Source organism: Streptomyces argenteolus, assembly GCF_042902585.1.
In the GTDB taxonomy this organism is placed as follows: Bacteria; Actinomycetota; Actinomycetes; order Streptomycetales; family Streptomycetaceae; genus Streptomyces; species Streptomyces argenteolus.
Genome location: NZ_JBIBEG010000002.1, coordinates 678,283 through 703,954 on the forward strand (window position 1 = coordinate 678,283; position 25,672 = coordinate 703,954).

Sequence of the window (25,672 nt, forward strand, 5' to 3'; positions counted from 1 at the left end):
TTGTCGTCGGCTGCTGAAGCCTCAGCGACCGCCGTGCCCGTAGGTGACGTAAGAACTATGTGGGGCGTCAGCGCGTCCACAGCGCTTTGCCGGCTTCTGGCCGAACAGTCGCTGGGCACTGCGCACGTGCAGTTCCGCTGTCGTTACGACGCCTGGGCGCAGGCTCTGTCGTGCCTGTCGTCGTCCTCGTTCATCCTGGGGCAGCAGCAAAGGGGACTTCTCCGGCCGGTCCGGCGCGGAAGGAGCGGCGGTGCCGAAGTGCCGTCCGGGCGGGCTCAGGTGGTGGGGAGACCGTGCACGCTGACGGCGTAGCCGCAGCCTTCGGTGTAGGGGTCTCCGCTCCAGGTGGCGTAGCGCTCCCGCAGGGTGAGTCCGGCCTCGGTGCACCATCGGTCGAACTCGGGCAGGGTCACCGTCGGTTCCGGCAGCGGAAGGTGGGCCGCGTCCAAACCCATGCCCGTGACCAGCAGACCACCGGGCCGCAGGGCGGCGGCCAGGTGGCGGACGACCGTCGCTTCCGTGCCGGGCGCCAGCAGCGGAATCACGTTTCCGGCGGCGAGCACCAGGTCGAAGTCCGGTTCCAGGCCGAGGGAGTCCAGACGGGCCAGGTCTGCCAGGAGCCACTCCTGCGTGGGCGCCTCGCGGCGGGCGACGGCGAGCATGGAGGCGTCGACGTCCACGCCGGTGCAGCGGTAGCCCAGCTCGGTCAGCCGGATCGCGATCCGGCCGGTGCCGCAGCCCGCGTCCAGCACTTTGGAGGAGGGCGTCAGCAGCGCGGTGCAGAAGGAGGCCTCGCCGTGGACGTCGTGCCCGGATTCGGCGAGCCGGGCGAAGCGCTGGGCGTAGTCCTCGCCGGCCTGTCCGCCGGTCAGTTCCGCCCAACGGTCGCTGTGCCCGGTCATGTTCGTGGTGCCTTCCGGTCGGCCTCGTCCAGGAGAGACGCGGCGGTGTCGTCGCACGTCCGCGCCCACGGGGGCCGTGCCGTCCCCTGCTCGGTCCGTCCGCAAGAGGGAGACGGAGACGGGGCGCCGGCGGGCGTGAAGTCCGACGTGTGACTATGGCACACCCCGTCGAAGGACCGGTTGTGCGGGCGCGCGGGCGGGGCATGGCCGCGCGACGGTTGCCTCCGGGACGGGCCCGGCCCGCCCGGCCGGGCCCTACTGCGCAGGCCCGCCCCGCGCCGTACGGCCCACCCCGCCTGCATGCCCCGCCCCCGTGCCGCCCGCCCCGCCCCATACGCCCCGTAACGCCGTCCTCGTACCGATTCCGCTCGTCCCCCGGCTCAGTACCCGATCGCCTCCCGGAGCAGCAGCACCGTGCCGCGCCCGGGGTGGGGTTCCGCGTTGAGGATGAGTATGCGGTTGACGGCGCTGGGCCGTCCGTACGCCGCCTGGGCGCGGATGTTCTCCAGAGGGAGGGCGTGCTCCTCGATGCGGCGCAGTGCCGTGCTCAGGTCGGGTACCACCTTCTGCGCGCCGACGACCCACACCGCGTGGGCCGCTCCACCCGCGTTCGCCGGGAGCTGGCTGCCGCTGCCCGAGGCCAGGACGAGCGAGCCGGTCTCGGTGACCGCGGCGACGCTGTTGACGACGTAGTCGGGATTCGCGGTCAGCCGCCGGATCTCGTCGGCGCCCGTGGCACGGTCGACGGCCAGGACGCGCGGCCTGACGGCGTCATACCGTTCGCCCGTGTTGATGTCCTCCTCGATGCCCGACAGCCGCAGGGTCTCGCTGGCCCCGGTGAAGACGCGGGCGCCCGCGGGGAGGAGGTCCTCGACGCGGGCGCGGGCGGCTGCGGCGTCGTCGAGGACCTCGACCGTGAAGCCGTTGGCGCGCAGGGCGGCGGCCGTCCGCTCCACCTGCTCGGCAGGTGCCGGGGCGGCGAAGGCCGTGGCCGCTGCCGGGGCGGCGTTGCCCTCGTACGCGGAGGAGGGGGCCGTTCCCGTCAGCGGGGTGGTGTCGAGGTACCTGACCTCGTACACCCGTTCGGCGAACTTCCAGCCCTCCTCCGTGCGCTGGTAACGGTCGTGATACACCGCGTAGTTCAGGCCCTGCCGCCCGTCCAGGGTGCGGGCGAGCTCCTGGATGTAGGCGCGGCCGGTCGCGGTGTCACCGTCGAGCAGGATCGTGCCGGGGTGCGTGGTCTGCACGAAGAAGTCCCACTGCGCCTGCAGCCGTTCGCCGCCGGCGCGTATCTCCTCGCGGCCGGTCAGCTCGACCGGGATATTGGGCATGCGCAGGACACCGTCCGGCGTGAACAGGGATGCCAGGCGGGGCCGGTCGCGCATCATCGCCGAGTCGGTGAACTCGCCGCGCAGCGCCTCGATCTCGACGCGGTCCGCGACGGCCTGGAAGTCGTTCATCGGAGTTCCCTCTCTATCGTCTCGTCGTTCTCACCCCTTTACGACAGAGCGGCCCTGTGGAATGTGAGGCGGCGCGTCGGCCTCACATTTCGGGGGGCTGTCCTGTCGTAAGGGGCGGAGGCGCAGAAGCGGAACGGAAGAGGGCCACACCATGACCACCGGAGCAGAGCCCGTCGGCGAACAGAGCGATCCGGGCCTCAGCGCGATCATGGGCGAGCGGCGTCGGCTGATCAATCTCGGCTATCGGCTTCTCGGCTCCCTTACGGACGCCGAGGACGTCGTGCAGGAGACCTACGCCCGCTGGTACGCCATGTCCCCGCAGGAGCAGCGGGCCATCGAGGTGCCAGGGGCCTGGCTCATGACGGTCGCCGGCCGCATCTGCCTGAACCTGCTCGGCTCGGCGCGGGTCAGGAGGGAGACGTACGTCGGCGAGTGGATCCCCGAACCGCTGCCCGAGCCCACGGAGTGGATCACCGGCCGCCCCGGCGTCGGCGGGATCGACCCGGCCGACCGGGTCACCCTCGACGAGTCGGTGACGATGGCCTTCCTCGTCGTCCTCGACGCGATGACCCCGGCCGAGCGGGTCGCGTTCGTCCTGCACGACGTCTTCAGCTACCCCTTCGGCGAGGTCGCCGAGATCGTCGGCCGCACTCCGGCGGCGTGCCGCCAGCTGGCCTCGTCCGCCCGCCGTCGTGTCCGTACCGCGCGGACGCCTGCGGGGCCGGGTGCCGGGCAGGCCGACGTCGTCCGGCGATTCAGGACGGCGTGGGAGGCCCAGGACGTCGGCGCCCTGATCGGCCTGCTCGACCCGGCCGCCACCGCAACCGCCGACGGGGGCGGGCTGGCCGTCACCCACCTGCATCCGATCGTGGGCGGCGAGCGGATCGCCCGTGCCTACGTCAGGATCGCGCGTCTGGCGGGCCACCGTACGACCTACGCGGAGTGCACGGTCAACGGCCTGCCCGGCTTGGTCGCGCGGCAGGGGGGCGACGTCGCGACGGTGTTCGCGTTCAGTGTCGTGGGGGAGCGGATCGAGCGGATCTGGGCGGTGCGCAACCCCGAGAAGCTCCGCCCCTGGCAGACCATCTGAGGGTCGAGCCCGCGCCACTTGGTGATCGGACGACGACCTGCCCGGGGCGTAGGGCCGACGCGGTCAACACCCCTCGTTCTCCCCCAGTTCCACCTCCACGACGCCCGGCACTTCCATGATCCGATTCGCCAGCTCCGCGCGCCGGTCCTCCGGAAGATCCTCGGCGAAATCGACGTCGAGGTAGAAGTGCTCGCAGCTCTCGTACCCGATGACACGCGTCGCCCCGGACTTCAGGAGCTGGTCACGCCAGGCCGCGAAGTCCTGGTGGTGGAGGCGGCTGCCGGAGTCGAGCTCCGCCTGGTAACTGTGGGATTCGGGCTCGCCCGCGTCGTACGTCAGCAAGGGAACGAACATGGCCCCTGCCACCAGGAGGGCGCTGGGCACGGCCCTGTCCCTCAGGCCCAGCCTGGTGCTCCGGTCCGCGAAGGCGGCCACCAGCAGCAGTACGGCTGTCGGGATGAACAGGAACATGCCCAGGAGGAAACCGGCCAGGGACCAGGCCAGCATGCCGCTCCCGATCACCAGGCAGGCGCGGACGAAGCTGCGCCGCCGGTGCAGCAAGTAGAGGGGGCATAACGCCGGAAGGGCGGTCACGAGGAAGTGCGAGGCCAAGGGGGTCGAGAGCGCGACGCCGAGGCCTGGCACCATTGCCATCGCCGCAGCCACGGCAAGTACCTTCTGCCGCCGGAGCACCCGCGCTTCAGCTTCGGTCTCCTTCATGGGACGCCCCCGTCTTGAACGCGTTCAACTTGAACGTGTTCAACTTAGCGGATCGGTGGAGACGCCGCAGAGCTGAGGGCTTCGTCGTGCGCGGTGGTGGCGTCACGCCCCCTCGGTCGGGGGCAGCCGGGACCACTCCTCGTCGGCGAGGCCTGGTTCCGGTCGGCAGCGACGGCCCCGCTTCGCTCAGGCCTGCTCGAAGTGGAACGACTTGATGAAGCAGTCGCGGGGCTGGGCGACCGCGAAGAGGACACACTCCACGAGCGAATGCGCCGTGAGCGTGCTCCCGGACTCGCGCGGGGTGGTGTCCCACTGGGCGGAGAGCGGGTCGGGGTTGTCGAAGTCCGGCGGGTAGAGCGAGATCACGCGGACTCCCCGCGGGCGCAGGCGAGCGGAGAGGATCTCGGCGAAGCCCGCCTGGGCGCTCTTGGCGGCGTAGAACGCGTCGTGGGCGTCCGAACGCCGGTGGCCCGCCGTCCCGCAGGCGGAGACCATGGTGACGATGTCCGGCTGCGCCGATTCGAGCAGCAGCGGAAGGAAGTGCTTCACCGTCAGGACGGTGCCGGTGGCGCCGGACGCCAGCGTGTCCGTGATGTCCTCGTCCGTCGCGGACAGCAGGTCCGGGCCGTGCAGATAGCGGGAGCCGTTGTTGACGAGCAGGTCGATGTGGCCGGTGTGCCGCGCGACATCGGCCGCGAACGCGCGGACGGAGGTGGCGTCCGTGAGGTCGCAGGCGAAGGCGTGCACCCGCTGACGGCCCCGACCACGGATCTCGTCGCGTACGCGCTCCGCGGCGTCGAGCCGGCGGGCGGAGAGGAAGACCTCGGCCCCCAGGTCCGCGAGCCGGATGGCCAGGGTCCGGCCGAAGTCGCGGCCTGCGGCCGTGACGACCACCCGGCGGTCGTCGAGTCTCATGAGCTCGCTCCGGTTCGACGGGCCGAGGTGCCGGCGGAGGCGGTGCACCGGCCGCCGCCGCTCACACGCGCTCCAGCGGGCGGTGCGGCGGCGCGGGCAGTTCGATCCCGACCGGGTCGTCCGGGCGGACCGGGCCGCCGTGGCGGACCACGGCCATGACCCCGGACTTGAACGTGAAGTCCCCCGACACGGGGTCGAGGGCGAAGACCTCCCCGAGCAGGCCCTGACGGAAGTCGTTGATCTTCGCGCACGGGTTGCGCAGGCCCGTCACCTCCACCACCGCCTGCTCACCGAGGTGCAGGAGCGTGCCCGTGGGGAGGCCGAGCAGGTCGACACCGCGGGTCGTGATGTTCTCGCCGAGTTGGCCCGCGGCGACGGCGTACCCCTTGAGGGCGAGTTCGTCGAAGAGCTCCTCGTGCATCAGGTGCACCTGGCGCAGGTTGGGCAGGTCGGGTTCGTACGTCATGCGGAACTGATGGCGGATCGTCTCGCCCGCGTGGACGTCACCCTCGACGCCCAGGCCGGCGAGCAGCGTGACGGACTCGCGATTGGGTTTGCTGAACGAGTACGTCCCGTTGCTGCTCACCGCTGTGATCCTGCCTGCCATGCCCACCCCGCCCGGTCCCGTGTACAGCGGCCATCCTAGGCAGGCGCCCCGCCGGGCAGCTCCGCCAGTACCGCCTGCCAGGGGAGTTCACGGTCCGCCGGCCCTTCGCGCGGTTCGAGCAGGGGCCAGACGTGGGGTCCGTACACGAGTCGGACGCCCGCCGCGCGCAGGGCGGCGATGTGTCCCGACCACGCCGGATGGCGCGCGTGAGCCGCGTTGACCCCGGGGAAGAGAACCACCGGCACACCGATGGTTCCGATGGCCTCGCCCACCTGCGTCAGCGCCTGATTGTCGGCGATGCCCGTCGCGAGCTTCGCGACGTAGTCGGCGCTGGCCGGGGCGACCACGTGGCAGTCGGCGACGGGGTGCGGCCGGGGTTCGGAGGGCAGGCGAGGGGTGTCCCGCACCGGGAGACCGGTCAGCGACTCCAGACGGTCCAGCTCGCCGTCGGCCCGCAGCCACCGGCCGGCGGTCGGCGTGAGCGTCACGGCCACCTGCCAGCCCAGGGCGACGGCCGGCTCGACCAGTCCGGTACGCAGCTTCTCGACCCCGTCGGCCGCCGTACCGACGACCCCCAGCACTCCGCGGCTGCCCGCACCCATCGTTCCTCCACCCTTGGCCGCCCGTCGTCTCTCCCGCGCCATTGTGCTGCCAGGGCCGCACGCGCGGACCCGGCCCGGAGATCTCCCCGGGCCGGGCGGGCACGGTGCACCCGCCGGTCAGCTCTCCAGGACGGCGGGCACGGCGGAGTCGTACGAACCTGCTCGTGTGCGCGTGACCACGGCAGCGAGCAGCCACCGTGCCCGGCCCCAGCGCGGTGGCGGCCTCGGGGGGCGGGCAGCCGCTCGTGGAGCCCTCGCCGGGGGTGCCCATGGCTCCGGGATGCGCTGCGGCGGAGCACGGGGGACCGTGGAGGCATGTCCGGACATCCACCTGTGATCGTGCATCCGCCCTCACCGACCGGTGGGCGGCGGGTGACCGTACGCGGGCAGATCGTCGGTCTCGCGCACGGGCGCGGGGAAGTGGCCTCGTTCCTGCGGCGGGCCGGGCTCGCCGAAGGGGCCGAGGAGATCGATCTGGACCAGCCGGAGTTGATCGAATGGCGGGGCGGAGACCTCGACACCTGGAGGTGAGCCCCGTGAGGCGTCGTCGAGCACACCGGCGCGAGGCGTCGCTCGAACCTCCCCCCGGCTACTACGGGGCGAGCGGGGCGGTGCCGGACGCCGCCCAGCGGGGCCTGATCCTCGACTGGGTGGTGAGCCAGCGGGTGGCGGCGGGGTGGCGCGTGGAGTCCCGGTCGGGGAGCCAGGCCGTCCTGGTGCGCGGGCAGCCGGTCGACCACGTGCTGCACGCCTTCCTCACGGTCTTCTCGTGCGGCGTGTGGGGTGGGGTGTGGGCGGTCCTGGCCCTGACGAACAAGGTCGAACGCGTCGTCCTCACTGTCGACGCGCAGGGGCAGGTCGTCACCGTGGGGGCGCACTGAAAGGGCGACGGCCGGCACCCGAACGGATGCGTCCGAGTCGTGGCCGGTGAGGTCGTCGCACAGGGTCGGATCTGCCCGCAGCGGTGCGGGCCGTCCGTCGAGTGGAGGAACCCATGGCCCAGTCATCACCCGCACCCGGCTCCCCGCGATCCTCCGCCCCCGACGGCGACCCCTGGGCGGCCGGCGGGGTGATGTTCGCGGGGGTCGTGCTGATCGTCGACGGCATCCTCGGCGTCGTGAAGGGCATCGCGGGCATCGCGTCCGACGACGTGTACAGGCGCGTCAACAACTACACGTTCACGTTCGACGTCACCTCGTGGGGCTGGATCCACCTGATCCTCGGAGTGGTCCTGGCGTTCGTCGGATGGAGCATCCTCAAGGGCTCCGCCTGGGCCTGGGCGGTGGGCATCGTGCTCGCCGCGCTGAACCTCGTCGCCAACTTCGTCTGGCTGCCCTACCAGCCGGTGTGGGCGGTCATCTCCGTCGCGCTGGACGCCTTCGTGATCTGGGCCCTCTGCGCCCACCGGGCGAAGCCGGTCATCTGACATGACTCCGGGGCGGGACGGCCTGGGACGGGACGCGCTGACGGCGCTGGCCGCCGACGCGTACGTCTACGGCTCGCCGCTCGTCCGCCGGCTGTCGGGCGTCCAGGCCTGCCTCCAGGAGGGCTGCGGGACCCTGGCCCCCGCGCCCTTCAACGCGTTCGCCCACGCGGACGGGCCGGCCACCCCCGGCACGCACGTGCCGTACGCCCCGGCCGACCTCGTCGACGCGCTCGCACAGCTCGACCTGTCCGGAGGGCCGGTCAGGCTGCACGTGCCGGACACCGCCGGAGCCTATTACGTGCTCCAGTTCGTGGACGCCTGGAGCAACCCCTTCGCCTATCTCGGGGTGCGGAGCACCGGGAGCGGAGAGGGCGACTGGATGATCGTGCCGCCCGGCTGGGCCGGGACCGTCCCCGACGTGGTGTCGGGGGTGATCGACGCCCCCACCTCCATCGTCTCGGTCCTCGGCCGCCTCGCCTGCGACGGGCCGGGGGACATGCCCCGTGTCCGGGCGCTCCAGCAGGAGCTGACACTGACGCACCTGGGCGACCGCGCCCATCGGACCGGGCTTCCCGCGACCGAGCCGGGGGTCCCCGGCGAACTGAGGTTCTTCGAGGAGCTGCGGGTGTGGATGGGCGACTTCCCGCCCGCCGCGGCCGACCGCGCCTACCAGGACCGCTTCCAGCCCCTCGGGCTTCTGGAGGAAGGGGTCTCGCCGTACGTGTCGGCCGCCCCCGGCCTCGTGCGCGCGCTCACGCGAGGGCTCGCGCTGGGCAGGCTGCGGGTGGAGGAGGCGGCCCGCCGCCCGGCCGCCGGGGGCGGGCCGGGCGTCTGGCAGACCGATCCGCACCTGCGCGACTACAACCTGGACCACGCCGGCGTCGGCACGATCGGCTCACCGGAGTGGCGGCTCCCGGACCGGGAGGCGTCCTACCTGATCAGGGCGGTGGCGGCCCGGCGGGGGCGCTGGATCCCGCACGGGTACGAGGCGGTGTACGCGCACACCGCGCGCGACTCCCGGGGACGGCCGCTCGACGGGGCCCACCGCTACGTCCTGCGCCTCGCACAGCCGCCCCCGGTCCGGGCCTTCTGGTCCGTGACCGTGTACGACCTGCCCGGGGGCCACCTGGTCACGCACGCGGGGGAGCGCTGCGCCGTCGGGGACCGCACGCCGGGGCTCGTGCCCGGAGCGGACGGCTCGGTGACGCTCCAGCTCTCCCCGGAACGGCCGACGGACCCGGCCGGAGCGGCGAACTGGGTGCCGGTGCCGGCCGGGCGCTTCCGGCCCGTGATGCGGCTCCACCTTCCTGGCCAGGATGTTCTCGACGGGAGTTACGTCATCCCGCCGGTCGAGCGACTGGAGGCGTAGCGCTCGGCGCGCGGTGCCGGGAACCGGGGGACGCGGCTCCCGGACGCGGTGCCGGGGGCGGAGGCGTCGTTCTCAGGGCGCGGTGTCAGTGGCGCGTCGCACACTGGAGACATGTGCCGCAGTATCAAGACCCTTCGCCCGCCAGCCATCCCCGAAGAGGCCACCGAGGAGGAGATGCGAGCCGCCGCCCTGCAGTACGTGCGCAAGGTGTCGGGCTTCCGCGCGCCCGCCGCGCACAACCAGGAGGTCTTCGACCAGGCCGTGGCCGAGATCGCCGAGGCGACCCACCGGCTGCTGGACGGGCTGGAGGTGAGAGGCGCCGCCGCCCGGGTGTGAGCGGGCCGGTTCAGTGCCCCGCGGGGACCGCGTGCGCCGCCCGGGGCGGCCGGCGCACGACGAGCGCCGCGAGGGCGCCCGCCAGGAACAGGGCGAGGACCGAGACGGCCGTGCCGAGCCAGCTCGCGCCCAGCCACTGCCCGCCGAAGTAACCGAGGCCCACGCTGTACGCCGCCCAGGCCACCCCGGCCACGGCCGACCAGGGCAGGAACTCCTTCACCTTGCGGTGGGCCGCGCCCGCGCCCAGGGAGACGACGGAACGTCCGGCCGGTGCGAACCGGGCGATGACGACGAGGGCGCCTCCACCACGGCTCAGCGCCGTCCCGAGGCGTTCCTGCGCGGAGGTGAGGCGGCGGGACCTGGCGATGGCCCGGTCGAGACGGTCGCCGCCGCGCCAGGCGAGGCGGTAGGCGACGAGGTCGCCGAGGACCGAGGCGGTGGCGGCGCAGAGGATCAGGGCGAGGAGCGAGGGCACCTGCCGGGTGGCCTCGCCGGCCGCCGCAGTGACGGTCGTCGTGCTCGCGGCAGCGGCCGTGGCGGCGGTGATCACCAGCACACCGCTGGGGAGGACGGGCAGGAAGACGTCCAGGAGCACCGAGAGGCCGACCACCGCGTAGATCCATGGGCTGCCTGTCAGCGCACCCACACTCTCCAGCACTTCTACTCCCCGTTCCGTGTTCCGTCTCAACGCCGCGACGTCGCAGGGGAGCGGCAGGAGCGGCAGGGCCGGCTGTACAGCGTACGCCTGCGGCTGACCAGCTGTTCGCCGCCGGGTCGGGGATGTCGTGGAGGTCACGTGCGCCCCGGCCCGCCTCGTAGGGAAGGGGGACCGGGGCGTACGGGGACGGGAGGGTCAGACCGAGACGGCCGGGGTCTGTTCGCGGGCGGGCTCGTCCTTGTGCGCGGAGCCCGCGCGCGAGGAGAACAGCCGGTCCGCGGCCACGGCGCCGGGGCCGGTGAAGACCAGAAGCAGGAAGGCCCAGCAGAAGACGGCCGAGGGCTCGCCGCCGTTCTGCAGGGGGAAGAGCGCCTCGGGCTGGTGCACCTTGAAGTAGGCGTAGGCCATGGAGCCCGAGGAGATGAGGGCGGCGACACGGGTGCCGAGTCCGAGGGCGACGAGCGTGCCGCCGACGAGCTGGATCACTGCCGCGTACCAGCCGGGCCAGGTGCCGGCGGGGACGGTGCCGCCGCCCATGGAGCCGCCGAGCACTCCGAAGAGCGAGGCGGCGCCGTGGCAGGCGAAGAGGAAGCCGATGACGACCCGGAAGAGTCCGAGTGCGTAGGGCTGGGCCCGGTTCAGACGTATGGACATGGGGGGTGGGGCTCCTTCGGTCTGGGGACGTGAACCGATCGGACCCCACAGGTTAGGTTGGCCTCATTTATGCTTGCAAGTTCAACATTTTCTAATTGGCTGAAACTCGGTCAGTCGTTCGACGTCAGGGAGCGCTCCATGACGGTGTCCAGCTGGGCCCCTGCCGCACCGGCTCTGGCCTGAACCAATGTCAGCGAAGCTTTTCGGCCGCGCAGGGTGAGCGTCATCAGCTGATTGCCGAACCAGGGCCCGCCCGACCGGCGCCAGCGCATCGGAGGGGTCTCCGTGCGCCCGTGGAGGGCCAGCGCGCGCCCCATCCACCTCCCCGCCCGGCTCCAGCCGAACCGGAAGCCCGCACGCATGTACGCGGGAACGGAGTTGTGGACGGGAGAGCAGGTCAGTTGCAGGACGCGTGCGGCGGGAGTGTCCTGCGGGGTGACGTCGGGCCACCGGGGTTCGGCGACGTACGCATGGTGCACATCGCCCGAGAGGACGCAAATCGTCGCCGGGGCGTCCGGGCCGCGTCCCGCCTCCCTCAGCAGCTCCGTCAGCCGGCGGAAGGAATCCGGGAACGCGGCCCAATGCTCCAGGTCACCGGCCCGCCGGATCTTCTCCCCGAGGCGGGCCCAGCGCTCGCCCCGCTCGCCTCGGCACAGCGCGGCGTTCCAGGACTCGGCGTCGTGTATGAGGGGCGGCAGGAGCCAGGGGAGGGAGGTGCCGATGAGCAGATGGTCGTACGCAGCGGGGTCGGTGAGCGCCTCGTCGCGCAGCCACTTCTCCTCGCTGTCACGGAGCATCGACCGCTCCTGCTCGCCGAGGACGCGGGCGGCGCGGGTGTCGACCATGAGCACCCGTACTCGGCCGAAAACACGTCGGTAGCTCCACCGGGTGAGGGTGGGGTCGGCGTCGGCCGCCGCCGCGTGGGTGCGCAGGGTCTCGGTGGCGTCGGGGACGGCCCGGACGGCCGCGTAGAGCGGATCCGCCTCCAGGGCGTCGGGGGAGAGGTTCCCGATGTGCTGGTAGACCCAGTACGACATGAGTCCGCTGACGATCCGCTCGTGCCACCAGGGGGTGTCGCGCATGTCCTGGACCCATGACGCGCTGGTGTTCCAGTCGTCCACCACGTCGTGGTCGTCGAAGATCATGCAGCTGGGGACGGTGGAGAGCAGCCAGCGCACGTCCGGGTCGCGCCAGGACTCGTCGTAGAGGTGGGTGTACTCCTCGTAGTCCGCGACCTCGGCGCCGGGCGCCTCCTCCAGGTCCCGGCGTGCCGCCAGCCTGCGCTGGGTGGCCTGGGAGGTCTCGTCCGCGTACACCTGGTCCCCGAGCAGCAGGAGGACGTCCGGGCGGGCGGCCTCGGGGTCGGCGGCGAGGCGGGTGGCCAGCGCGTCGAGGGCGTCGGGCCCGATGGCGTCGTGCCCGTGGGCCGGCGGGGCCGCCCAGCGGCAGGAGCCGAAGGCGATCCGGACCGGGCCCGCCGCCTCCGGCTGCGGCAGGACGGGGGTCGAGATCGTGCTCGGCGGGAAGGACGAGTCCTCGGGCGGCCAGACCGTGCGGCCGTCGAGCAGGACCTCGTAGGGCGTGGTCGAGCCGGGGGTCAGGCCGGTCACCACCACCAGGGCGTAGTGGTGCCCCTGGACGGCGAACGTGGGCGAGCTGCCGGCCGCCCCGTCCGCGCAGCGGACCTCGGCGGTGCAAGGCCTGCTCGCCTCCACCCAGACCGTCGCCCGGGAGCCGGTCTCCCAGTCGACGTACCTCAGCAGCGGTCCCAGGCGTAGCCCGGCCATGTGTGCCCTCCTCGCGTCGCGGTGCACGATGGCTCCGTAGGGTACGGAACGACGGAGGAGGGCGGGTCGGTTCCGCCCCGCGCCCGGGCTCTCAGGACTCAGGTGCGGGGGCGGACACGGGTCAGCAGCCGTTCAGCACGGACTGCAGGGCGCTCTTCTCGGTGGAGTCGACGCTGAGGTCGTAGTAGTGCTTCACGTGCACCCAGGCGCGCGCGTAGGTGCAGCGGTAGGCCGTGCGCGAGGGCAGCCACTCGCCCGGGTCCTGGTCGCTCTTGGACTGGTTGACGTTGTCCGTCACCGCGATGAGCTGAGGGCGGGTCAGGTCGTTGGCGAAGGACTGGCGCTGGGCGGTGGTCCAGCCGCTGGCCCCCGAGCGCCAGGCCTCGGCGAGCGGGACCATGTGGTCGATGTCCAGGTCGGACGCCGCGGTCCAGGTCGCGCCGTCGTACTGCGAGTACCAGCTACCGCTGGTCGCGGCGCAGGAGGAGTCCTGGACGACGCCGGTGCCGTCGCGCTTCAGTACGACCTCGCGGGTGTTGCAGGTGCCCGACTGGGTGATCCAGTGCGGGAACTTGTCGCGGCTGTAGCCGGTCGACGAACCCTCGGTGGAGACGGTGAGTTCGCCCAGGTAGGTGCGGGCGGTCGAGGCGGAGACCGGGGTGGGCATCGCGGCCTGGGCGGTCGGGGCCGTGAGCAGACCGGTGGTGGCGGCGAGCGCGGCCGATGCGGCGAGGACGGCTATGCGACGCGCGTAGATACCGGACATTCGAACTCCCTTGATGTGGGGGGACGTCGGGCTGGCGACCTGTGAAGCCAGGCCATCGTGGCGGCGCCGGGTTTCGGTGGGGTGGTCACCAGGTAACAGCGTGACGACATGCGCACGTCACATCAAGAGGTGGGACGGTAGATCTGACGTCCCGTCCGAAGAGTGTTCGACAGGGCGAACTGACGGGCCCACGGATCGGCCCGGTGTTCGCGCGGCCGGTCGTAGGGTGGCCGCGTGCTGCTACCGGTCACACCCACGCTCGGTGTCGTGCTCGCCGTCCTGCTGGTGTCCGCCGCCGCCGTCGCGGCGTGGGCCTCGCTCGGCAGGTCCCGCGAGATCGCCGTCGCCGGGCTGCGTGCAGCCGTGCAACTGGCGGCTGTCTCCCTGCTCATCGGCTGGGTGGTGCGTTCCCTGGGGCCCCTGCTCGGCTTCCTGGCGCTCATGTTCGCGGTGGCGGTGCGCACCGCCGGGCGGCGCATCACGGGCAACCGCACCTGGTGGTGGGCGGCGCTCCCGATCGCCGCCGGGGTCGTCCCCGTGGTCGTCGCGCTGCTCCTCACCGGGCTCCTGCCGGCGCGCGGTATCGCGCTGATCCCGGTGACGGGCATCCTCATCGGGGGCGCGCTCACCGCGACCGTGCTCGGCGGACGGCGCGCGCTGGACGAGCTCACGACCCGGCGGGGCGAGGTGGAGGCGGGGATGGCGCTGGGCATGCTCGACCGGGACGCCCGGCTGGAGATCGCCCGCCCCGCCGCGTCGGACGCGCTGCTGCCCGGGCTGGACCAGACCCGGACGGTGGGGCTCGTCACCCTGCCGGGGGCCTTCGTGGGCATGCTGCTGGGCGGCGCCACGCCGGTGGAGGCGGGAGCGGTGCAGCTGTTCGTCCTGGTTGCCCTGCTCGCCGTGCAGGCCGTGGCCGTCGCCCTGGTCCTGGAACTGATCGCGCGGGGGGTCCTGCACCGGGAGTGAGCGCACGCGCGGCGTCACGGCGCCGTGCGGTGCGTCGCCGTGCGGGCGGGAGTCTCACGGCTCAGGCGTGACCGGGCGGCGCCGGGTGCCACCGGGCGGGTGCGGCGGGGTGCGGTGTTGCCGGGCCCCGTAGCGCGCGGGTGGCCCGCGCGGTGCTGGGTGACGGCGTGGGGGCGGCAGGGCGCGGTGGGGCCGCCACACGGGCGGGCGTCCATCGGGGGCCGCGCCCCCGATGGAGGGGTCACCGCGCGGGGGCGGCGTCACAGGGGCAGGCGCGGAGTCGCGGCGCTGGGCGTCATCGCGCGCCCGGCAGGGTGCGGCGGTGCGGGGCGCTGGATCGGTCCCGTACGGACGGGGAGCGGTGACGGTGCTGCGTACGCGCACACGTGCGCACCGGAGCCGTGCCGTCCGGTGCGGGCTTCCGCAAGGGCTAGCGAGCGTCCACGTGCAGGCGGATCGAGCCGTCCGCGACCGCCTCGACCCGGAGTCGCGTCAGGTCCTCGACGAGGACGTCGGGGGCGAACGCCGCCGCGCGCGGTCCGACGCCGACGACGCGCATGCCCGCCGCCCGCCCTGCCGCGATGCCCGCCTCGGAGTCCTCGAACACGACGCAGTCCGCCGGGTCGAAGCCCAGCTCGGCCGCGCCCTTGAGGAAGCCCTCGGGGTCCGGCTTGCTCGCACCGACCATCTCCGCGGTCACGCGGGTCTCGGGCATCGGCAGGGCCGCGGCCGTCATCCGGGCCTGGGCGAGCGCCTCGTCGGCCGAGGTCACGAGCGCGTGCGGAAGGGCGGCGATCGCGGCCATGAAGGCGGGGGCGCCGACGACGGGGACGACGCCCTCGGTGTCGGCGGTCTCCTCGGCGAGCATGATCCGGTTCTCCGCGTAGTTCTGCTCCATGGGGCGGTCCGGCAGCAGGGCGGCCATCGTGGCGTATCCCTGGCGGCCGTGGACCACCTTGAGCGCCGCCACGGGGTCCAGGCCCTGCGCGATCGCCCAGCGGCGCCAGCAGCGCTCCACCACCGCGTCGGAGTTGACGAGGGTGCCGTCCATGTCCAGCAGGAGGGCGCGGGCTTCGAGGACGGTGGCCTGCATCGGCATGCTCCAGAGCGCGGGGGGACAGCTCACAGCTGCGGTGAAGAAGACAAGCAGCCCCGCCCGCCGGTCAGGGAGAACGGGCGGAGGCTACTTTGTTCCACCACGGTACAAAAAGCGGCGCCGAAACGCCAATCCGGCGATGCGTGAGCCCCGGGAAGCCCTGCGGGGGAGCCTCCTGGCCGGCCCCTCGTCCAGGCCCTTCAGGAGCGCCGTCCCGAGCCGCTCGTCTGCGCCTCCAGGGCGCGGCGGGTCTCCGGCCCGTACACGCCCGAGGGGTCGCCCTGGACCGACACCCACCGCTGGAAGTCCGCGACCGCCTGCTCCACCCGTGCCGAGTAGTCGCCGTCGTCCGGCCCCCGGTAGACCCAGATCTCCTGCAACCTGCGCTGGAGCTCGACGACCTCCGCCCCCTCGTCCCCGCGGCGCAGGGTGGGGCCGGACGCCTCGGCCGGCGGCGCCGCGGCCGTCGTGGCGGGTGCCGTCGTGCCGGACGCCGAGGGCGACGGAGTCGCCGAGGGGGTGGCCGAAGGGGACGCCGACGGGCTCCGCGATGCCGAGGGGGACGCCGAGGGTGACGCGGACGTGGAACGGGAGGGCGTCGCCGACGTGGACGCCGACGGGGACGCGGAGACCGACTCGGCGGGTCCCGCCGTCGCGTCCGGCACGCTCGTCGTCGTCACCACGGGCAGCACCGCGTCCCGGCTGTCCTTGCTGTCGAACAGGCCTCCGGCGAACGCCGCCGTGCCCACCACCGCCACCACGGCGGCACCCACGGCCGCCACGGCGAAGGGCCGCCGGCGGCGTGGCTGTACGGGGTCGGGACCCTCGCCCGCGTAGGTGGCGGGCGCGGGCCGGTGCGGCGCGCCGCCCGCGGTGACGGCCTCCGGCAGCGGGCCGGGCAGATCCTCCGGTACGGGGCCCGGCGCACTGCCCAGGAACAGCGGCATCGTGGTGGCGGCGGCGGGGGTGTCCCGCTCCCGCATGCCGTCGCCGTCGTCGTCGCTGTTCAGGGTCACGTAAGGCCGGATGCGCAGCGGGTCGAAGTCCTCGGCCGCGGCGATCTCGGCCGCCCGCGCGTCCCGCGCCGCCTGCCCGGCCGCCCGGCCGTGGCCGGACGGGCGGCCGTACCCGGCAGGCCCTCCCGGCGTGACGGCCCCACAGGCGCACCCCGCCCCGGGTCTCGCGCTCTGCTCGCCGCCGCACTCCGGGCACATGTGTCCGGTCATCGTGGGTTCCCCTCCCCTTCGAACTGCCTGCGATTATGCAGGCCGCCACGGGGAAGCCCAACGCCCGTACAGCCGCTCGGCAGGCCATAACGGCACAGACCATCCAGGATGGGGTGAAGCGGACCCGAGGAGATGCTCATGGCCCAGCAGTTGAGCCCGCCACCCCTGGAAGCGGGGGAGGGGCGGTCCAGGCGGAACGTCCTCGTGTCCATCGGCGCGCTGCTCCTCGGCATGCTGCTCGCCGCACTCGATCAGACCATCGTCTCCACCGCGCTGCCCACGATCGTCAGCGAACTCGGAGGGCTGGACCACCTGTCCTGGGTGGTCACCGCCTACATGCTGGCGGCCACCGCGGCCACCCCGCTCTGGGGCAAGCTCGGTGACCAGTACGGTCGCAAGAGGCTCTTCCAGACGGCCATCGTCATCTTCCTCATCGGCTCCGCCCTCTGCGGCATGGCTCAGGACATGCCGCAGCTGATCGGTTTCCGCGCCCTCCAGGGGCTGGGCGGCGGCGGGCTGATGGTGCTGTCGATGGCGATCGTCGGCGACATCGTCAGCCCACGCGAACGCGGCAAGTACCAGGGCCTGTTCGGCGCGGTCTTCGGTGTCACCAGCGTCCTGGGACCGCTGCTCGGAGGCTTCTTCACCGAGCACCTCAGCTGGCGCTGGGTCTTCTACATCAACCTGCCCGTCGGGGTCGTCGCGCTCATCGTCATCGCCGCGGCCCTGCACATCCCCGTACGCCGCACCAAGCACACGATCGACTACCTGGGCACCTTCCTGATCGCCTCGGTCGCCACCTGCCTGGTCCTCGTCGCCTCCCTCGGCGGCACCACCTGGGCCTGGGCCTCCGCGCAGATCATCGTGCTCGCGGTCCTCGCCGTGGTGCTGCTCGTCGCCTTCGTCGCCGCCGAACGCAGGGCCGCCGAACCCGTGCTGCCGCTGAAGCTCTTCCGGATGCGGACCTTCAGCCTCGTCGCCGTGATCAGCTTCGTCATCGGCTTCGCGATGTTCGGCGCGATGACCTACCTGCCGACCTTCCTCCAGGTCGTGCACGGCATCACCCCGACCATGTCCGGGGTGCACATGCTGCCGATGGTCCTCGGGCTGCTGATCACCTCGACGGGCTCCGGGCAGATCGTCAGCCGTACGGGCCGCTGGAAGGTCTTCCCGATCGCCGGTACCGCTCTCACCGTCGTCGGGCTGCTGCTGCTCCACCTGCTCTCGGAGGACAGCTCCACCTGGACGATGAGCCTCTGCTTCTTCGTCTTCGGCGCCGGACTCGGCCTCGTGATGCAGGTCCTCGTGCTCATCGTGCAGAACTCCGTCGGCTACGAGGACCTCGGCGTCGCCACCTCCGGCGCGACCTTCTTCCGGTCCATCGGCGCCTCGTTCGGTGTGGCCGTCTTCGGCACGATCTTCACCAACCGGCTGACCGGCAAGCTGGAGGACGCGCTCAGCGGCCGGTCCCTGCCGGCCGGCGTGGACGCCGACGCCCTGGCGGCCGACCCCCGGGCCATCGGCCGGCTGCCCGCCGACCTGCGTCCCTCGGTCCTCAGCGCCTACTCGACCGCGATCACCGACGTCTTCCTGTACGCGGCCCCCGTCGTCCTGATCGCGTTCGTCCTCGCCTGGTTCCTCAAGGAGGAACCCCTGCGCGGGTCCGTGACGGCTCCCGACCCCAGCGAGACCCTGGCCTCCAACCCGGTCCAGCGGTCCTCGTACGACGAGTGCGCCCGCGCGCTCTCGGTGCTCGCCACCCGTGAGGGGCGCCGGGAGATCTACGAGAAGATCACCGCCCGGGCGGGCTACGACCTGCAGCCGGCCGCCAGCTGGCTGCTGCTGCGCATCAAGCGGCACGGCACCGTCGAACCCGGCCTGCTCGCCGACGTCGCCCCGGTGCCGCTGAGGGTGATCACCTCGGCCGCCCGTCAGGTGGAGGAGCGCGGACTCGCCCGGCGCGAGGGCATGCAGCTGGTGCTCACCGAGCAGGGAGCGGAGGCCGTGGTCCGGCTGTCGCAGGCCCGCGAGGAGTCCCTGGCCGAGCTGCTGGGCGACTGGTGGACCCCCGACCGGCCCACCGACCTGGTCCGCCTCGTGACGGAGCTGACGGCCGAGGTGAGCGGGTCGAGCAAGGAACGGCCGCACATGCCCGACCCGCGCCGCGACCACTCGGTCGGGTGAGAGCCGGGCCGGGGACTCAGAGCTCCTTGGCCAGCCAGTGCTCCGCGTAAGGGCCCTGGTTGAACGCGGGGACCGCCCGGTACCCGCGCTTGGCGTACAGCCCGCGCGCCTCGACCAGGTCGTCACGGGTGTCGAGCCGGATCCGGCGCACCCCGGACGCCCGCGCCGAGTCCTCGATGCCCGCGAGCAGCAGGCCGCCGCCGCCCGTGCCGCGGAAGCGGGGGCGTACGAAGACCCGGGTCAGCTCCGCGGTCGCCCCGTCGACCAGCAGCAGGCCCGCGCAGCCCGCCGGCTCGCCGCCGTACCGCCCCACCAGGAACTGACCGGTGGGCGGGGCGAGGCGGTCGGCGCCGTCGTCGTGCAGACCCTCGTCGATCTCGGCCGTGGTCGCCGGGCGGCCCCAGTAGCGGCTCGCCACCTCGTCGTAGTAGTCCCGGCGCAGCAGGGTCGCGTCGGGGGTGGCGACGTGTTCGGGGGTCACGGTCCAGGTCATCGGGCCATTCTGTCCAAGGTGTGTTCGTATGACGAACCCTTTTGCGGTGGCCCTGGACGCACCCCGAAGACCGTCGTCCGGTGTCCCCCGCACGTGCCTGCCGCCGTGTTCACCCTGCGGACACACATCCTGGTCACCGCCCGGCCGGCGCCCGGACCCGGCAGCCCCGGCCACCGGGGTTTCCGGGGGCCCTTCGGCCGTCTGCCGTGAGGGGGACCCACCGGAGCGCGCGGGCTGATCCGGCCCCGGGACCGGTCGGCATTCGGTCATTCTTTCTGCAAATGAGTGGTGACAGTCAGGCTAAGTGGGGGTTGATTGTGTCTACCTCATAGGGCAATGCGAGGCTTCATCCGCACAAACCCGGGCCGAGGGGACAAGTGCGTGAAACGGGAGGGTCGGCGCAGCGTGGCAGATGCGGAGAGCGGTGTGCGGGGGAACGTGGCGGCGGATCCCGGGGCGAGGGCCGCGGCGGCGAGGGCCGTCCTCTGGCTGCTCGTCGCCGTCCTGGCGGTGCGGCAGATGGCGGTGGTGCTGAGCAGACCGGCCGGTGAACGCCTCACCGATCTGGAGACCTGGACCGGCGCGACCGGGGTCCTGCACATGGCGGGCTCCCTGTACGACCCCGGCCGGTTCACCGGCACGCCGTTCGCGGGGCTGGTGCTGAAGCCGCTGACGGTCTCCGCCGAACAGGCCCTCGGCGTCGTATGGACCTTCGGCACCCTGCTGCTCGTCGTGGCGCTCGGCTTCGTCGCCGTACGCGCCCTGCCCGCACCGGTGAGCCGGCGTACGGCGTTCCTGGCGGCCCCGTTCGCGATCACCCTGCTGATGGTGTCGCTGCCCGTGCGCAACACCCTGTTCCTGGGGCAGACCAGCATCCTGCCGGTCCTGCTGGTGCTCCTCGCCTGGTTCGTGGCGCGTGGTGAGCGGCTCCCGGGAGTGCTGGCCGGGCTCGCCGCCGCCCTCCAGCCGGTCGTGCTCCTCTTCGCCGTCCTGTTCTGGCTCACCGGCAGGCGCCGGGCGGCCGTGACCGGGGGCGCCGTCTTCGCCGTCTGCACCGCGCTGGCCTGGGCCGTCATGCCGCAGGACTCGTGGGCGTACTGGGTGCACCATCTGGCCGGCGCGGGGCTCGGCGAGCGGCCCGACAGCCTGGCGAACCAGTCCCTGCACGGCGCGCTCCTGCGGTTCGGGCTCCAGGGTCCTGCGGAGATCGCCCTGTTCCTCGTGCTGGCCGCCGCCGTGGTCCTCGTCGGCCTGCGCCGCGCGGTCCGCTACGCCCGGGACGGGCAGCCGCTCCTGGCCGTCGCCGTCACGGGCTGTGTGGCCGTCGCGGTCTCGCCCACCGCCTGGCAGCACCAGCTGCTCTGGGTGCTGCTCGCCGTCGTGGGCCGGGTCGGCACCCGGGCCTCCGACCGGCTGGTCTGGCCGGCGGTCGTGGTGCTCGTCCTCACGCTGCCGGGGAAGATGCTGCTGCCGAACGTCGGGGTGATCATTCCCGTACGCGACAACATCCTGCTCGTCACGGCGCTCGGTGCGGCCTGCGTGGCGCCGTTCCTGTCCCGCACCTCACCGCACTGGCAGCGGCCCGTCCCTACGGAGCACGCCCGGCCGGTACCGTCCCGGGCCGCGTGGGTGCCGCTGCTGCCGTTCTGGCGGCGGGTGCTCAGCCGCCCCAACCTGCTGCTGGAACTGCTGCTCATCCGGGTCGTGTACTCCGCGTACGCACAGGTCCGCCTGGCGGCGACCGCCGGGCGTTCCACCGCCGAGGAGCACGGCCGGCAGATCCACTCCGCCGAGCAGTGGCTGCACATCGACATCGAGCACTGGGCCAACCACGCCGTCGTCGGCATCCCCTGGCTGCGCAACTTCTTCGACTACTACTACTCGACCTTCCACTTCATCGTGCCGCTCGCAATCCTCGGCGTGCTGTACGTGCGCAGGCCATCGGACTACCGCTGGGCCCGCACCACCATCGGCTTCGCCACGGTGCTCGCCCTGTTCGGGTTCTGGCTCTACCCGCTGGCGCCCCCGCGTCTCATGCCGGGGCTCGGTTTCATCGACACGGTCCACGGCGTACAGGACCTCGACAGCCCTGACTTCGGGGCGCTGACCGCCATGACGAACCAGTACGCGGCGATGCCGTCGCTGCACTTCGGCTGGTCGCTGTGGTGCGGCCTGGTGATCGTGCTGCTCGCGCCGAGGGCCTGGATGAAGGCCCTCGGCCTGCTGCACCCGGTCTTCACCGTCTCCGCCATCGTCGCCACCGGCAACCACTGGGTGCTGGACGCGGTCGGGGGCGCGGCCGTGGTGGCCGCGGGCTTCGGACTGACGTACGTCCTCTCCGGGCCGCGGAGGCTGGAGGCGAGGACCGGGGCGGACACCGGCACCGGCCCGGGTACCGGGGGCGGTGCGGCGACCGGGACGGCCGCAGAGGCGGCGCCCGGCGGCGAGGGCGCCGGCGGGCAGCGGGTCGTGCCCGCGGAACCCGCGGGCAGCACGGCGTAGGAACCGCCCCGCACATGCCGAAGGGGTGGGGCCGGTTCGGGAGAACCGGCCCCACCCCTTCGGCATGGATCGCCGCGTCCTCCAGCATCCGCCCCCGACGGGGCCACGGCCACTCGAACGGCCGAGTGGAGGGGCGCCCGGCTCCGTCGGGCCGTCAGGCGCCGACGGAGACCCCGGTCCTCTCCGCCGTGGCGGGCCGCTCCCCGAGCAGTTCCGTCCTCACGTGCGCCGTCTCGCGGGCGGTGAGGGCGGCCACCGCCGGCGGCACACAGAGCGCGGCGGCGAAGAGCGCGACACCCGCCCAGTTGTCCCCGTCGGGGCCCGCGATCTGCGAGGCGAAGGCCACCGCGAAGCCGGCGACGGCGAAACCGGTCTGCGTGCCGATCGCCATGCCCGACAGCCTGACGCGGGTGGGGAACATCTCGGCGTAGAAGGCGGGCCAGATGCCGTTCGCCGCGCTGTAGACGACGCCGAAGACCAGCACGCCGAGGATCAGCACCAGCGGGAAGCTGCCGGTGGAGATCGCCCACAGGTACAGCGGCATCGCCACGGCGCTGCCGACGGCCCCCACCAGGAAGACCGGCCGGCGGCCGATGCGGTCGGAGAGCCGGGCCCACAGCGGGATGGTGAACAGCGCGACCAGGTTGGCCAGTGCGCCGACCCACAGCATGCCGGTGCGGCTCAGGCCCACGGCGTCGCTGGTCGCGTACGACAGTGCCCAGACGGTGAAGATCGTGCTGACCGTGGCGATCACGGCCGCGGCCACGACCCGCAGCACATCGGCCCAGTGGTCGCGCAGCAGCACGGCCAGCGGCATCTTCGCCACGCCCTCGGTCTCCGCCTGCCTGGTGAAGACCGGGGTCTCCTCCAGCGTGCGCCGGATGACGTATCCGGTGACCGCCACGGCGACGCTCAGCCAGAACGGGATGCGCCAGCCCCAGGACAGGAGCTGCTCCTCGGGGAGCGCGGCGACCGGGATGAAGGCGAGGGTCGCGATCAGCTGGCCGGCCTGCGTGCCGTTGATGGTGAAGCTGGTGAAGTAGCCGCGCCGGTGCTGCGGTGAGTGTTCCAGGCTCATCGAATTGGCGCTGGCCTGCTCGCCGGCCGCGGATATGCCCTGCAGGATCCGCAGGAGGACGAGCAGGGCGGGCGCCGCCCCGCCGATCTGCTCCCGGGTGGGCAGACAGCCGATGAGGAACGTCGACAGGCCCATCAGCATCAGCGTGAAGACCATGATCTTCTTGCGGCCGAGACGGTCCCCGACATGGCCGAGGAAGAGCGCGCCGACCGGGCGGGCCGCGTACGCGACGCCGAAGGTGGCCAGCGACAGCAGGGTCGCGTTCGCCGGGTCGGACTCGTCGAAGAAGACCTTGGGGAAGACCAGCGCCGCCGCACTGCCGTAGATGAAGAAGTCGTAGTACTCCAGCGCACTGCCGATCCATGCGGCGAGCGCGGCCTTGCGGGGCTGGGCCTGTGGTGGGGACGGGGGGCCGGAGGCAGGGTCGTGAGCGGTCACGTCGGGCTCCTTCGGGGGACGTTCCGTGCGGGGAGGGGTGAGCGGACCCGGCTAATTAACGCACTAGGTAGTTAGTTGCGGATGGCTAGGGATGTTGCGAGCAGTTGTCGTCCCTGTCAAGAGTCCGCACGGAAACCGATGCGCCGGGCCCGTGCGGAATCCGGTCCCGTCTCCTCGGAGAGCCCCCGCCGGGACCGGCGTGACCCGGACGGGAGGCCCTAGTGCCGCTCGGCCGTGAGGTACGCGATGATCATGTCGCCCAGCATGGTCCGGTAGTGCTCGCGCCGGCCGCCGTCCACCAGGTCGCGGCCGAAGAGCGCGCCGAAGGTGTGCCGGTTGGCGATGCGGAAGAAGCAGAACGAGCTGATCATCGCGTGCAGGTCCACCGCGTCGACGTCCGCCGTGAACAGCCCCGACGCGCGTCCGGTGTCGAGGATGCGCCGCAGCACCTCGATCGCCGGTGAGCTGATCCGGCTCAACTCGGCGGATGCGGCGATGTGTTCGGCCTCGTGTATGTTCTCGATGCTCACCAGGCGGATGAAGTCCGGGTGCTCCTCGTGGTGGTCGAAGGTCAGCTCGGCCAGCCGGCGGACCGCGGCCACGGGGTCCAGGTGCTCGACGTCCAGCAGCTGTTCGGCCTCGCGTATCCGGGTGTACGCCCGCTCCAGCACCGCGGTGAACAGCTGTTCCTTGCCGCCGAAGTAGTAATAGATCATCCGCTTCGTGGTGGCGGTGCTGGCCGCGATCTCGTCGACCCGGGCGCCCGCGTAGCCGAGGCGGGCGAACTCCCGCGTCGCGACGGCCAGGATCTCGGCCTTGGTGCGCGCCGCGTCGCGGGTGCGCGCGGCCGGCCGGGCGGGTCCTTCGGTGCTGGTCATCCGGATCCTTCGCGGGAGTCGGTGCGTGCACGCGATTCTAGATCGGCGCGCCGGGCGGCCGATTCGGTGCGGGGTCTTCCCAGCGCGCCCGACTTTCGGTATGACTAACTAACCAGTCCGTACATTAGAGTCAGGTGTGCCGCCGGATCCCCGGCCCGCGCATCCATGGGAAGTGACCGATGCCGAACCCCCCAGCCCCGCCCCCAGGCGTCCCCGTCCTCGTGCTGAACGGACCCAACCTCGATCTGCTCGGCCTGCGCGAGCCCGCGGTGTACGGCAAGGACACCCTCGCCGACGTGGACGAGCTCTGCCGGGCCACCGCGGAGGCCCACGGGCTGCGTGCCGACTGCCGGCAGAGCAACCACGAGGGCGTGCTCATCGACGCCGTCCACGAGGCCCGCACCGCCCACCGGGGCATCGTGATCAACCCCGCCGGGTACAGCCACACCTCGGTCGCCCTGCGGGACGCGCTCGCCGCCGTGGAGCTGCCGGTCGTGGAGGTGCACCTGTCGAACATCCACCGGCGTGAGGCCTTCCGCCACCACAGTTACGTCTCGGCCGTCGCCGAGACCGTCATCTGCGGGGCGGGTGCCCATGGTTACGCCATGGCGCTGACCCACCTCGCCCGCCTCCTGGAGGAGAACCCTTGAGCCGGGACTCGTATCTCGTCGGCCTCATCGGCACGGGCATCGGCCCCTCGCTCACCCCCGCCCTCCACGAACGGGAGGCGGACCGGCAGGGGCTGCGCTACCTCTACCGCCTCATCGACATCGGCGCGCTGGGCGTCGCGCCCGAGCACACCGGTGAACTCGTGCGGTCCGCACGGGACATGGGATACGACGGGCTCAACGTCACCCACCCCTGCAAGCAGCAGGTCCTCGCCCACCTCGACGGTCTCTCGCCGCATGCCGAGGCGCTCGGCGCGGTCAACACCGTCGTCTTCGACGGGGACAGGGCGATCGGTCACAACACCGACACCACCGGCTTCGCCGCGTCCTTCGCCCGGGGGCTGCCCGACGCGCCCCTGGACCGGGTCGTGCAGCTCGGCGCCGGCGGAGCCGGGGCCGCCGTGGCGCACGCCCTGCTCGCCCTGGGCGCCGGCCGGCTCACGGTGCTCGACGCCCGGCCCGAACGGGCGGCGGCGCTGGTGGACTCCCTCGACCAGCACTTCGGCCCGGGCCGGGCCGCCACCGCCGGCCTCCTGGACATCGCGCACCAACTCGCCGACACCGACGGCCTGGTCAACGCCACGCCCATCGGGATGGCCGCCCACCCGGGTCTCCCGCTCCCCGCCGACCTGCTGCACCCCGGGCTGTGGGTCGCCGAGATCGTCTACCGGCCGCTGGAGACCGCGCTCGTGCGCACCGCCCGGGCCCTGGGCTGCCCCACCCTCGACGGGGCGGGCATGGCCGCCTACCAGGCGGCCGACGCCTTCCGGCTCTTCACCGGCCGCGAACCCGACACCGCGCGCATGCTCGCGGACATCGCCGCTCTCACGTCCGCGCGCTGAAGCCCA

Annotated in this window: 26 protein-coding genes; 11 read left to right on the forward strand and 15 right to left on the reverse strand. The window is 72.7% G+C overall.

Annotation, left to right across the window (positions count from 1 at the left end; all coding sequences use genetic code 11):
* Positions 1 to 275: 275 nt before the first annotated feature.
* Together ACFY8O_RS09625 and ACFY8O_RS09630 are read right to left on the reverse strand one after the other, a co-directional pair.
* Positions 276 to 902, reverse strand: coding sequence for a class I SAM-dependent methyltransferase (locus ACFY8O_RS09625; protein ID WP_387900337.1), 627 nt, complete (start codon positions 900 to 902; stop codon positions 276 to 278).
* Positions 903 to 1,282: 380 nt separating this feature from the next.
* Positions 1,283 to 2,362, reverse strand: a complete 1,080-nt coding sequence (locus ACFY8O_RS09630) for an LUD domain-containing protein (protein WP_387900339.1) — start codon at positions 2,360 to 2,362, stop codon at positions 1,283 to 1,285.
* A gap of 151 nt (positions 2,363 to 2,513) precedes the next feature.
* On the opposite strand from ACFY8O_RS09630, the gene sigJ reads away from it, so the two are divergent.
* Positions 2,514 to 3,452 carry an RNA polymerase sigma factor SigJ gene (gene sigJ / locus ACFY8O_RS09635; RefSeq protein ID WP_387900341.1) on the forward strand — a complete coding sequence of 313 codons (939 nt, stop codon included), beginning with the start codon at positions 2,514 to 2,516 and terminating at the stop codon, positions 3,450 to 3,452.
* Between the two features lie 63 nt (positions 3,453 to 3,515).
* On the opposite strand, the gene ACFY8O_RS09640 is transcribed toward sigJ, so the two are convergent.
* The 4 genes from ACFY8O_RS09640 to ACFY8O_RS09655 all read right to left on the reverse strand — a co-directional run bounded on the left by ACFY8O_RS09640 (position 3,516) and on the right by ACFY8O_RS09655 (position 6,296).
* Positions 3,516 to 4,106, reverse strand: coding sequence for a hypothetical protein (locus tag ACFY8O_RS09640; protein WP_387900343.1), 591 nt, complete (start codon positions 4,104 to 4,106; stop codon positions 3,516 to 3,518).
* A 252-nt stretch (positions 4,107 to 4,358) separates the two neighbouring features.
* Positions 4,359 to 5,087 carry an SDR family oxidoreductase gene (locus ACFY8O_RS09645; protein WP_387900345.1) on the reverse strand — a complete coding sequence of 243 codons (729 nt, stop codon included), beginning with the start codon at positions 5,085 to 5,087 and terminating at the stop codon, positions 4,359 to 4,361.
* Between the two features lie 61 nt (positions 5,088 to 5,148).
* Positions 5,149 to 5,694: an MOSC domain-containing protein gene (locus ACFY8O_RS09650; RefSeq protein ID WP_387900347.1), complete on the reverse strand. Its 546-nt coding sequence runs from the start codon at positions 5,692 to 5,694 to the stop codon at positions 5,149 to 5,151.
* 35 nt (positions 5,695 to 5,729) lie between these two features.
* Positions 5,730 to 6,296, reverse strand: a complete 567-nt coding sequence (locus ACFY8O_RS09655; RefSeq protein ID WP_387900349.1) for a flavoprotein — start codon at positions 6,294 to 6,296, stop codon at positions 5,730 to 5,732.
* A 315-nt stretch (positions 6,297 to 6,611) separates the two neighbouring features.
* Between ACFY8O_RS09655 and ACFY8O_RS09660 the strand changes: the two genes are divergently transcribed.
* The 5 genes from ACFY8O_RS09660 (at position 6,612) to ACFY8O_RS09680 (ending at position 9,427) form a co-directional block, all read left to right on the forward strand.
* Positions 6,612 to 6,827 (forward strand): hypothetical protein, encoded by a 216-nt coding sequence (locus ACFY8O_RS09660; protein WP_145801753.1) that lies wholly within the window; start codon positions 6,612 to 6,614, stop codon positions 6,825 to 6,827.
* Positions 6,828 to 6,832: 5 nt separating this feature from the next.
* Complete coding sequence (locus ACFY8O_RS09665; RefSeq protein WP_387900351.1) at positions 6,833 to 7,177, forward strand: hypothetical protein; 345 nt, start codon at positions 6,833 to 6,835, stop codon at positions 7,175 to 7,177.
* A 113-nt stretch (positions 7,178 to 7,290) separates the two neighbouring features.
* Complete coding sequence (locus tag ACFY8O_RS09670; protein ID WP_145801755.1) at positions 7,291 to 7,722, forward strand: DUF7144 family membrane protein; 432 nt, start codon at positions 7,291 to 7,293, stop codon at positions 7,720 to 7,722.
* A 1-nt stretch (position 7,723) separates the two neighbouring features.
* Positions 7,724 to 9,091: a DUF1254 domain-containing protein gene (locus tag ACFY8O_RS09675; protein ID WP_387900353.1), complete on the forward strand. Its 1,368-nt coding sequence runs from the start codon at positions 7,724 to 7,726 to the stop codon at positions 9,089 to 9,091.
* Positions 9,092 to 9,202: 111 nt separating this feature from the next.
* Entirely contained in the window at positions 9,203 to 9,427 is a 225-nt protein-coding gene (locus tag ACFY8O_RS09680; protein ID WP_145801757.1) for a DUF2277 domain-containing protein, read from the forward strand.
* A 10-nt stretch (positions 9,428 to 9,437) separates the two neighbouring features.
* Here ACFY8O_RS09680 and ACFY8O_RS09685 read toward each other — a convergent pair whose 3' ends face one another.
* The 4 genes from ACFY8O_RS09685 to ACFY8O_RS09700 all read right to left on the reverse strand — a co-directional run bounded on the left by ACFY8O_RS09685 (position 9,438) and on the right by ACFY8O_RS09700 (position 13,292).
* Complete coding sequence (locus ACFY8O_RS09685; protein ID WP_145801758.1) at positions 9,438 to 10,085, reverse strand: DedA family protein; 648 nt, start codon at positions 10,083 to 10,085, stop codon at positions 9,438 to 9,440.
* Between the two features lie 195 nt (positions 10,086 to 10,280).
* The gene (locus ACFY8O_RS09690) at positions 10,281 to 10,739 is read right to left on the reverse strand and encodes a DoxX family protein (RefSeq protein WP_387900355.1); all 459 of its coding nucleotides are present in this window, start codon (positions 10,737 to 10,739) and stop codon (positions 10,281 to 10,283) included.
* 110 nt (positions 10,740 to 10,849) lie between these two features.
* Complete coding sequence (locus tag ACFY8O_RS09695; protein ID WP_387900357.1) at positions 10,850 to 12,526, reverse strand: alkaline phosphatase D family protein; 1,677 nt, start codon at positions 12,524 to 12,526, stop codon at positions 10,850 to 10,852.
* A 121-nt stretch (positions 12,527 to 12,647) separates the two neighbouring features.
* Positions 12,648 to 13,292, reverse strand: coding sequence for an HNH endonuclease family protein (locus ACFY8O_RS09700; RefSeq protein ID WP_145801761.1), 645 nt, complete (start codon positions 13,290 to 13,292; stop codon positions 12,648 to 12,650).
* A 234-nt stretch (positions 13,293 to 13,526) separates the two neighbouring features.
* On the opposite strand from ACFY8O_RS09700, the gene ACFY8O_RS09705 reads away from it, so the two are divergent.
* The gene (locus ACFY8O_RS09705; RefSeq protein WP_387900359.1) at positions 13,527 to 14,261 is read left to right on the forward strand and encodes an ABC transporter permease; all 735 of its coding nucleotides are present in this window, start codon (positions 13,527 to 13,529) and stop codon (positions 14,259 to 14,261) included.
* A gap of 430 nt (positions 14,262 to 14,691) precedes the next feature.
* Here ACFY8O_RS09705 and ACFY8O_RS09710 read toward each other — a convergent pair whose 3' ends face one another.
* Both ACFY8O_RS09710 and ACFY8O_RS09715 read right to left on the reverse strand, forming a co-directional pair.
* Positions 14,692 to 15,354, reverse strand: a complete 663-nt coding sequence (locus ACFY8O_RS09710) for an HAD-IA family hydrolase (RefSeq protein ID WP_387900361.1) — start codon at positions 15,352 to 15,354, stop codon at positions 14,692 to 14,694.
* Between the two features lie 203 nt (positions 15,355 to 15,557).
* A complete protein-coding gene (locus tag ACFY8O_RS09715) occupies positions 15,558 to 16,583 on the reverse strand; it encodes a peptidoglycan-binding domain-containing protein (protein WP_387900363.1) in 1,026 nt (341 codons plus the stop codon).
* A 132-nt stretch (positions 16,584 to 16,715) separates the two neighbouring features.
* Here ACFY8O_RS09715 and ACFY8O_RS09720 point away from each other — a divergent pair, with 132 nt between their 5' ends.
* Positions 16,716 to 18,767 (forward strand): MDR family MFS transporter, encoded by a 2,052-nt coding sequence (locus ACFY8O_RS09720; RefSeq protein WP_387900365.1) that lies wholly within the window; start codon positions 16,716 to 16,718, stop codon positions 18,765 to 18,767.
* 16 nt (positions 18,768 to 18,783) lie between these two features.
* Here ACFY8O_RS09720 and ACFY8O_RS09725 read toward each other — a convergent pair whose 3' ends face one another.
* The gene (locus tag ACFY8O_RS09725) at positions 18,784 to 19,260 is read right to left on the reverse strand and encodes a GNAT family N-acetyltransferase (RefSeq protein ID WP_387900367.1); all 477 of its coding nucleotides are present in this window, start codon (positions 19,258 to 19,260) and stop codon (positions 18,784 to 18,786) included.
* A 336-nt stretch (positions 19,261 to 19,596) separates the two neighbouring features.
* Between ACFY8O_RS09725 and ACFY8O_RS09730 the strand changes: the two genes are divergently transcribed.
* Complete coding sequence (locus ACFY8O_RS09730) at positions 19,597 to 21,762, forward strand: bifunctional glycosyltransferase 87/phosphatase PAP2 family protein (protein ID WP_387900369.1); 2,166 nt, start codon at positions 19,597 to 19,599, stop codon at positions 21,760 to 21,762.
* Positions 21,763 to 21,916: 154 nt separating this feature from the next.
* Here the strand turns inward: ACFY8O_RS09730 and ACFY8O_RS09735 are convergent, their stop codons facing one another.
* Positions 21,917 to 23,278 carry an MFS transporter gene (locus ACFY8O_RS09735; RefSeq protein WP_387900371.1) on the reverse strand — a complete coding sequence of 454 codons (1,362 nt, stop codon included), beginning with the start codon at positions 23,276 to 23,278 and terminating at the stop codon, positions 21,917 to 21,919.
* Positions 23,279 to 23,496: 218 nt separating this feature from the next.
* Complete coding sequence (locus ACFY8O_RS09740; RefSeq protein ID WP_387900373.1) at positions 23,497 to 24,156, reverse strand: TetR family transcriptional regulator; 660 nt, start codon at positions 24,154 to 24,156, stop codon at positions 23,497 to 23,499.
* 179 nt (positions 24,157 to 24,335) lie between these two features.
* Between ACFY8O_RS09740 and aroQ the strand changes: the two genes are divergently transcribed.
* Together aroQ and ACFY8O_RS09750 are read left to right on the forward strand one after the other, a co-directional pair.
* On the forward strand, positions 24,336 to 24,806 hold the full coding sequence (aroQ, locus tag ACFY8O_RS09745; protein WP_387900375.1) for a type II 3-dehydroquinate dehydratase: 471 nt from the start codon (positions 24,336 to 24,338) through the stop codon (positions 24,804 to 24,806).
* Complete coding sequence (locus tag ACFY8O_RS09750; protein WP_387900377.1) at positions 24,803 to 25,666, forward strand: shikimate dehydrogenase; 864 nt, start codon at positions 24,803 to 24,805, stop codon at positions 25,664 to 25,666. The genes aroQ and ACFY8O_RS09750 overlap by 4 nt, the downstream gene beginning before the upstream one ends.
* Positions 25,667 to 25,672: the final 6 nt, after the last annotated feature.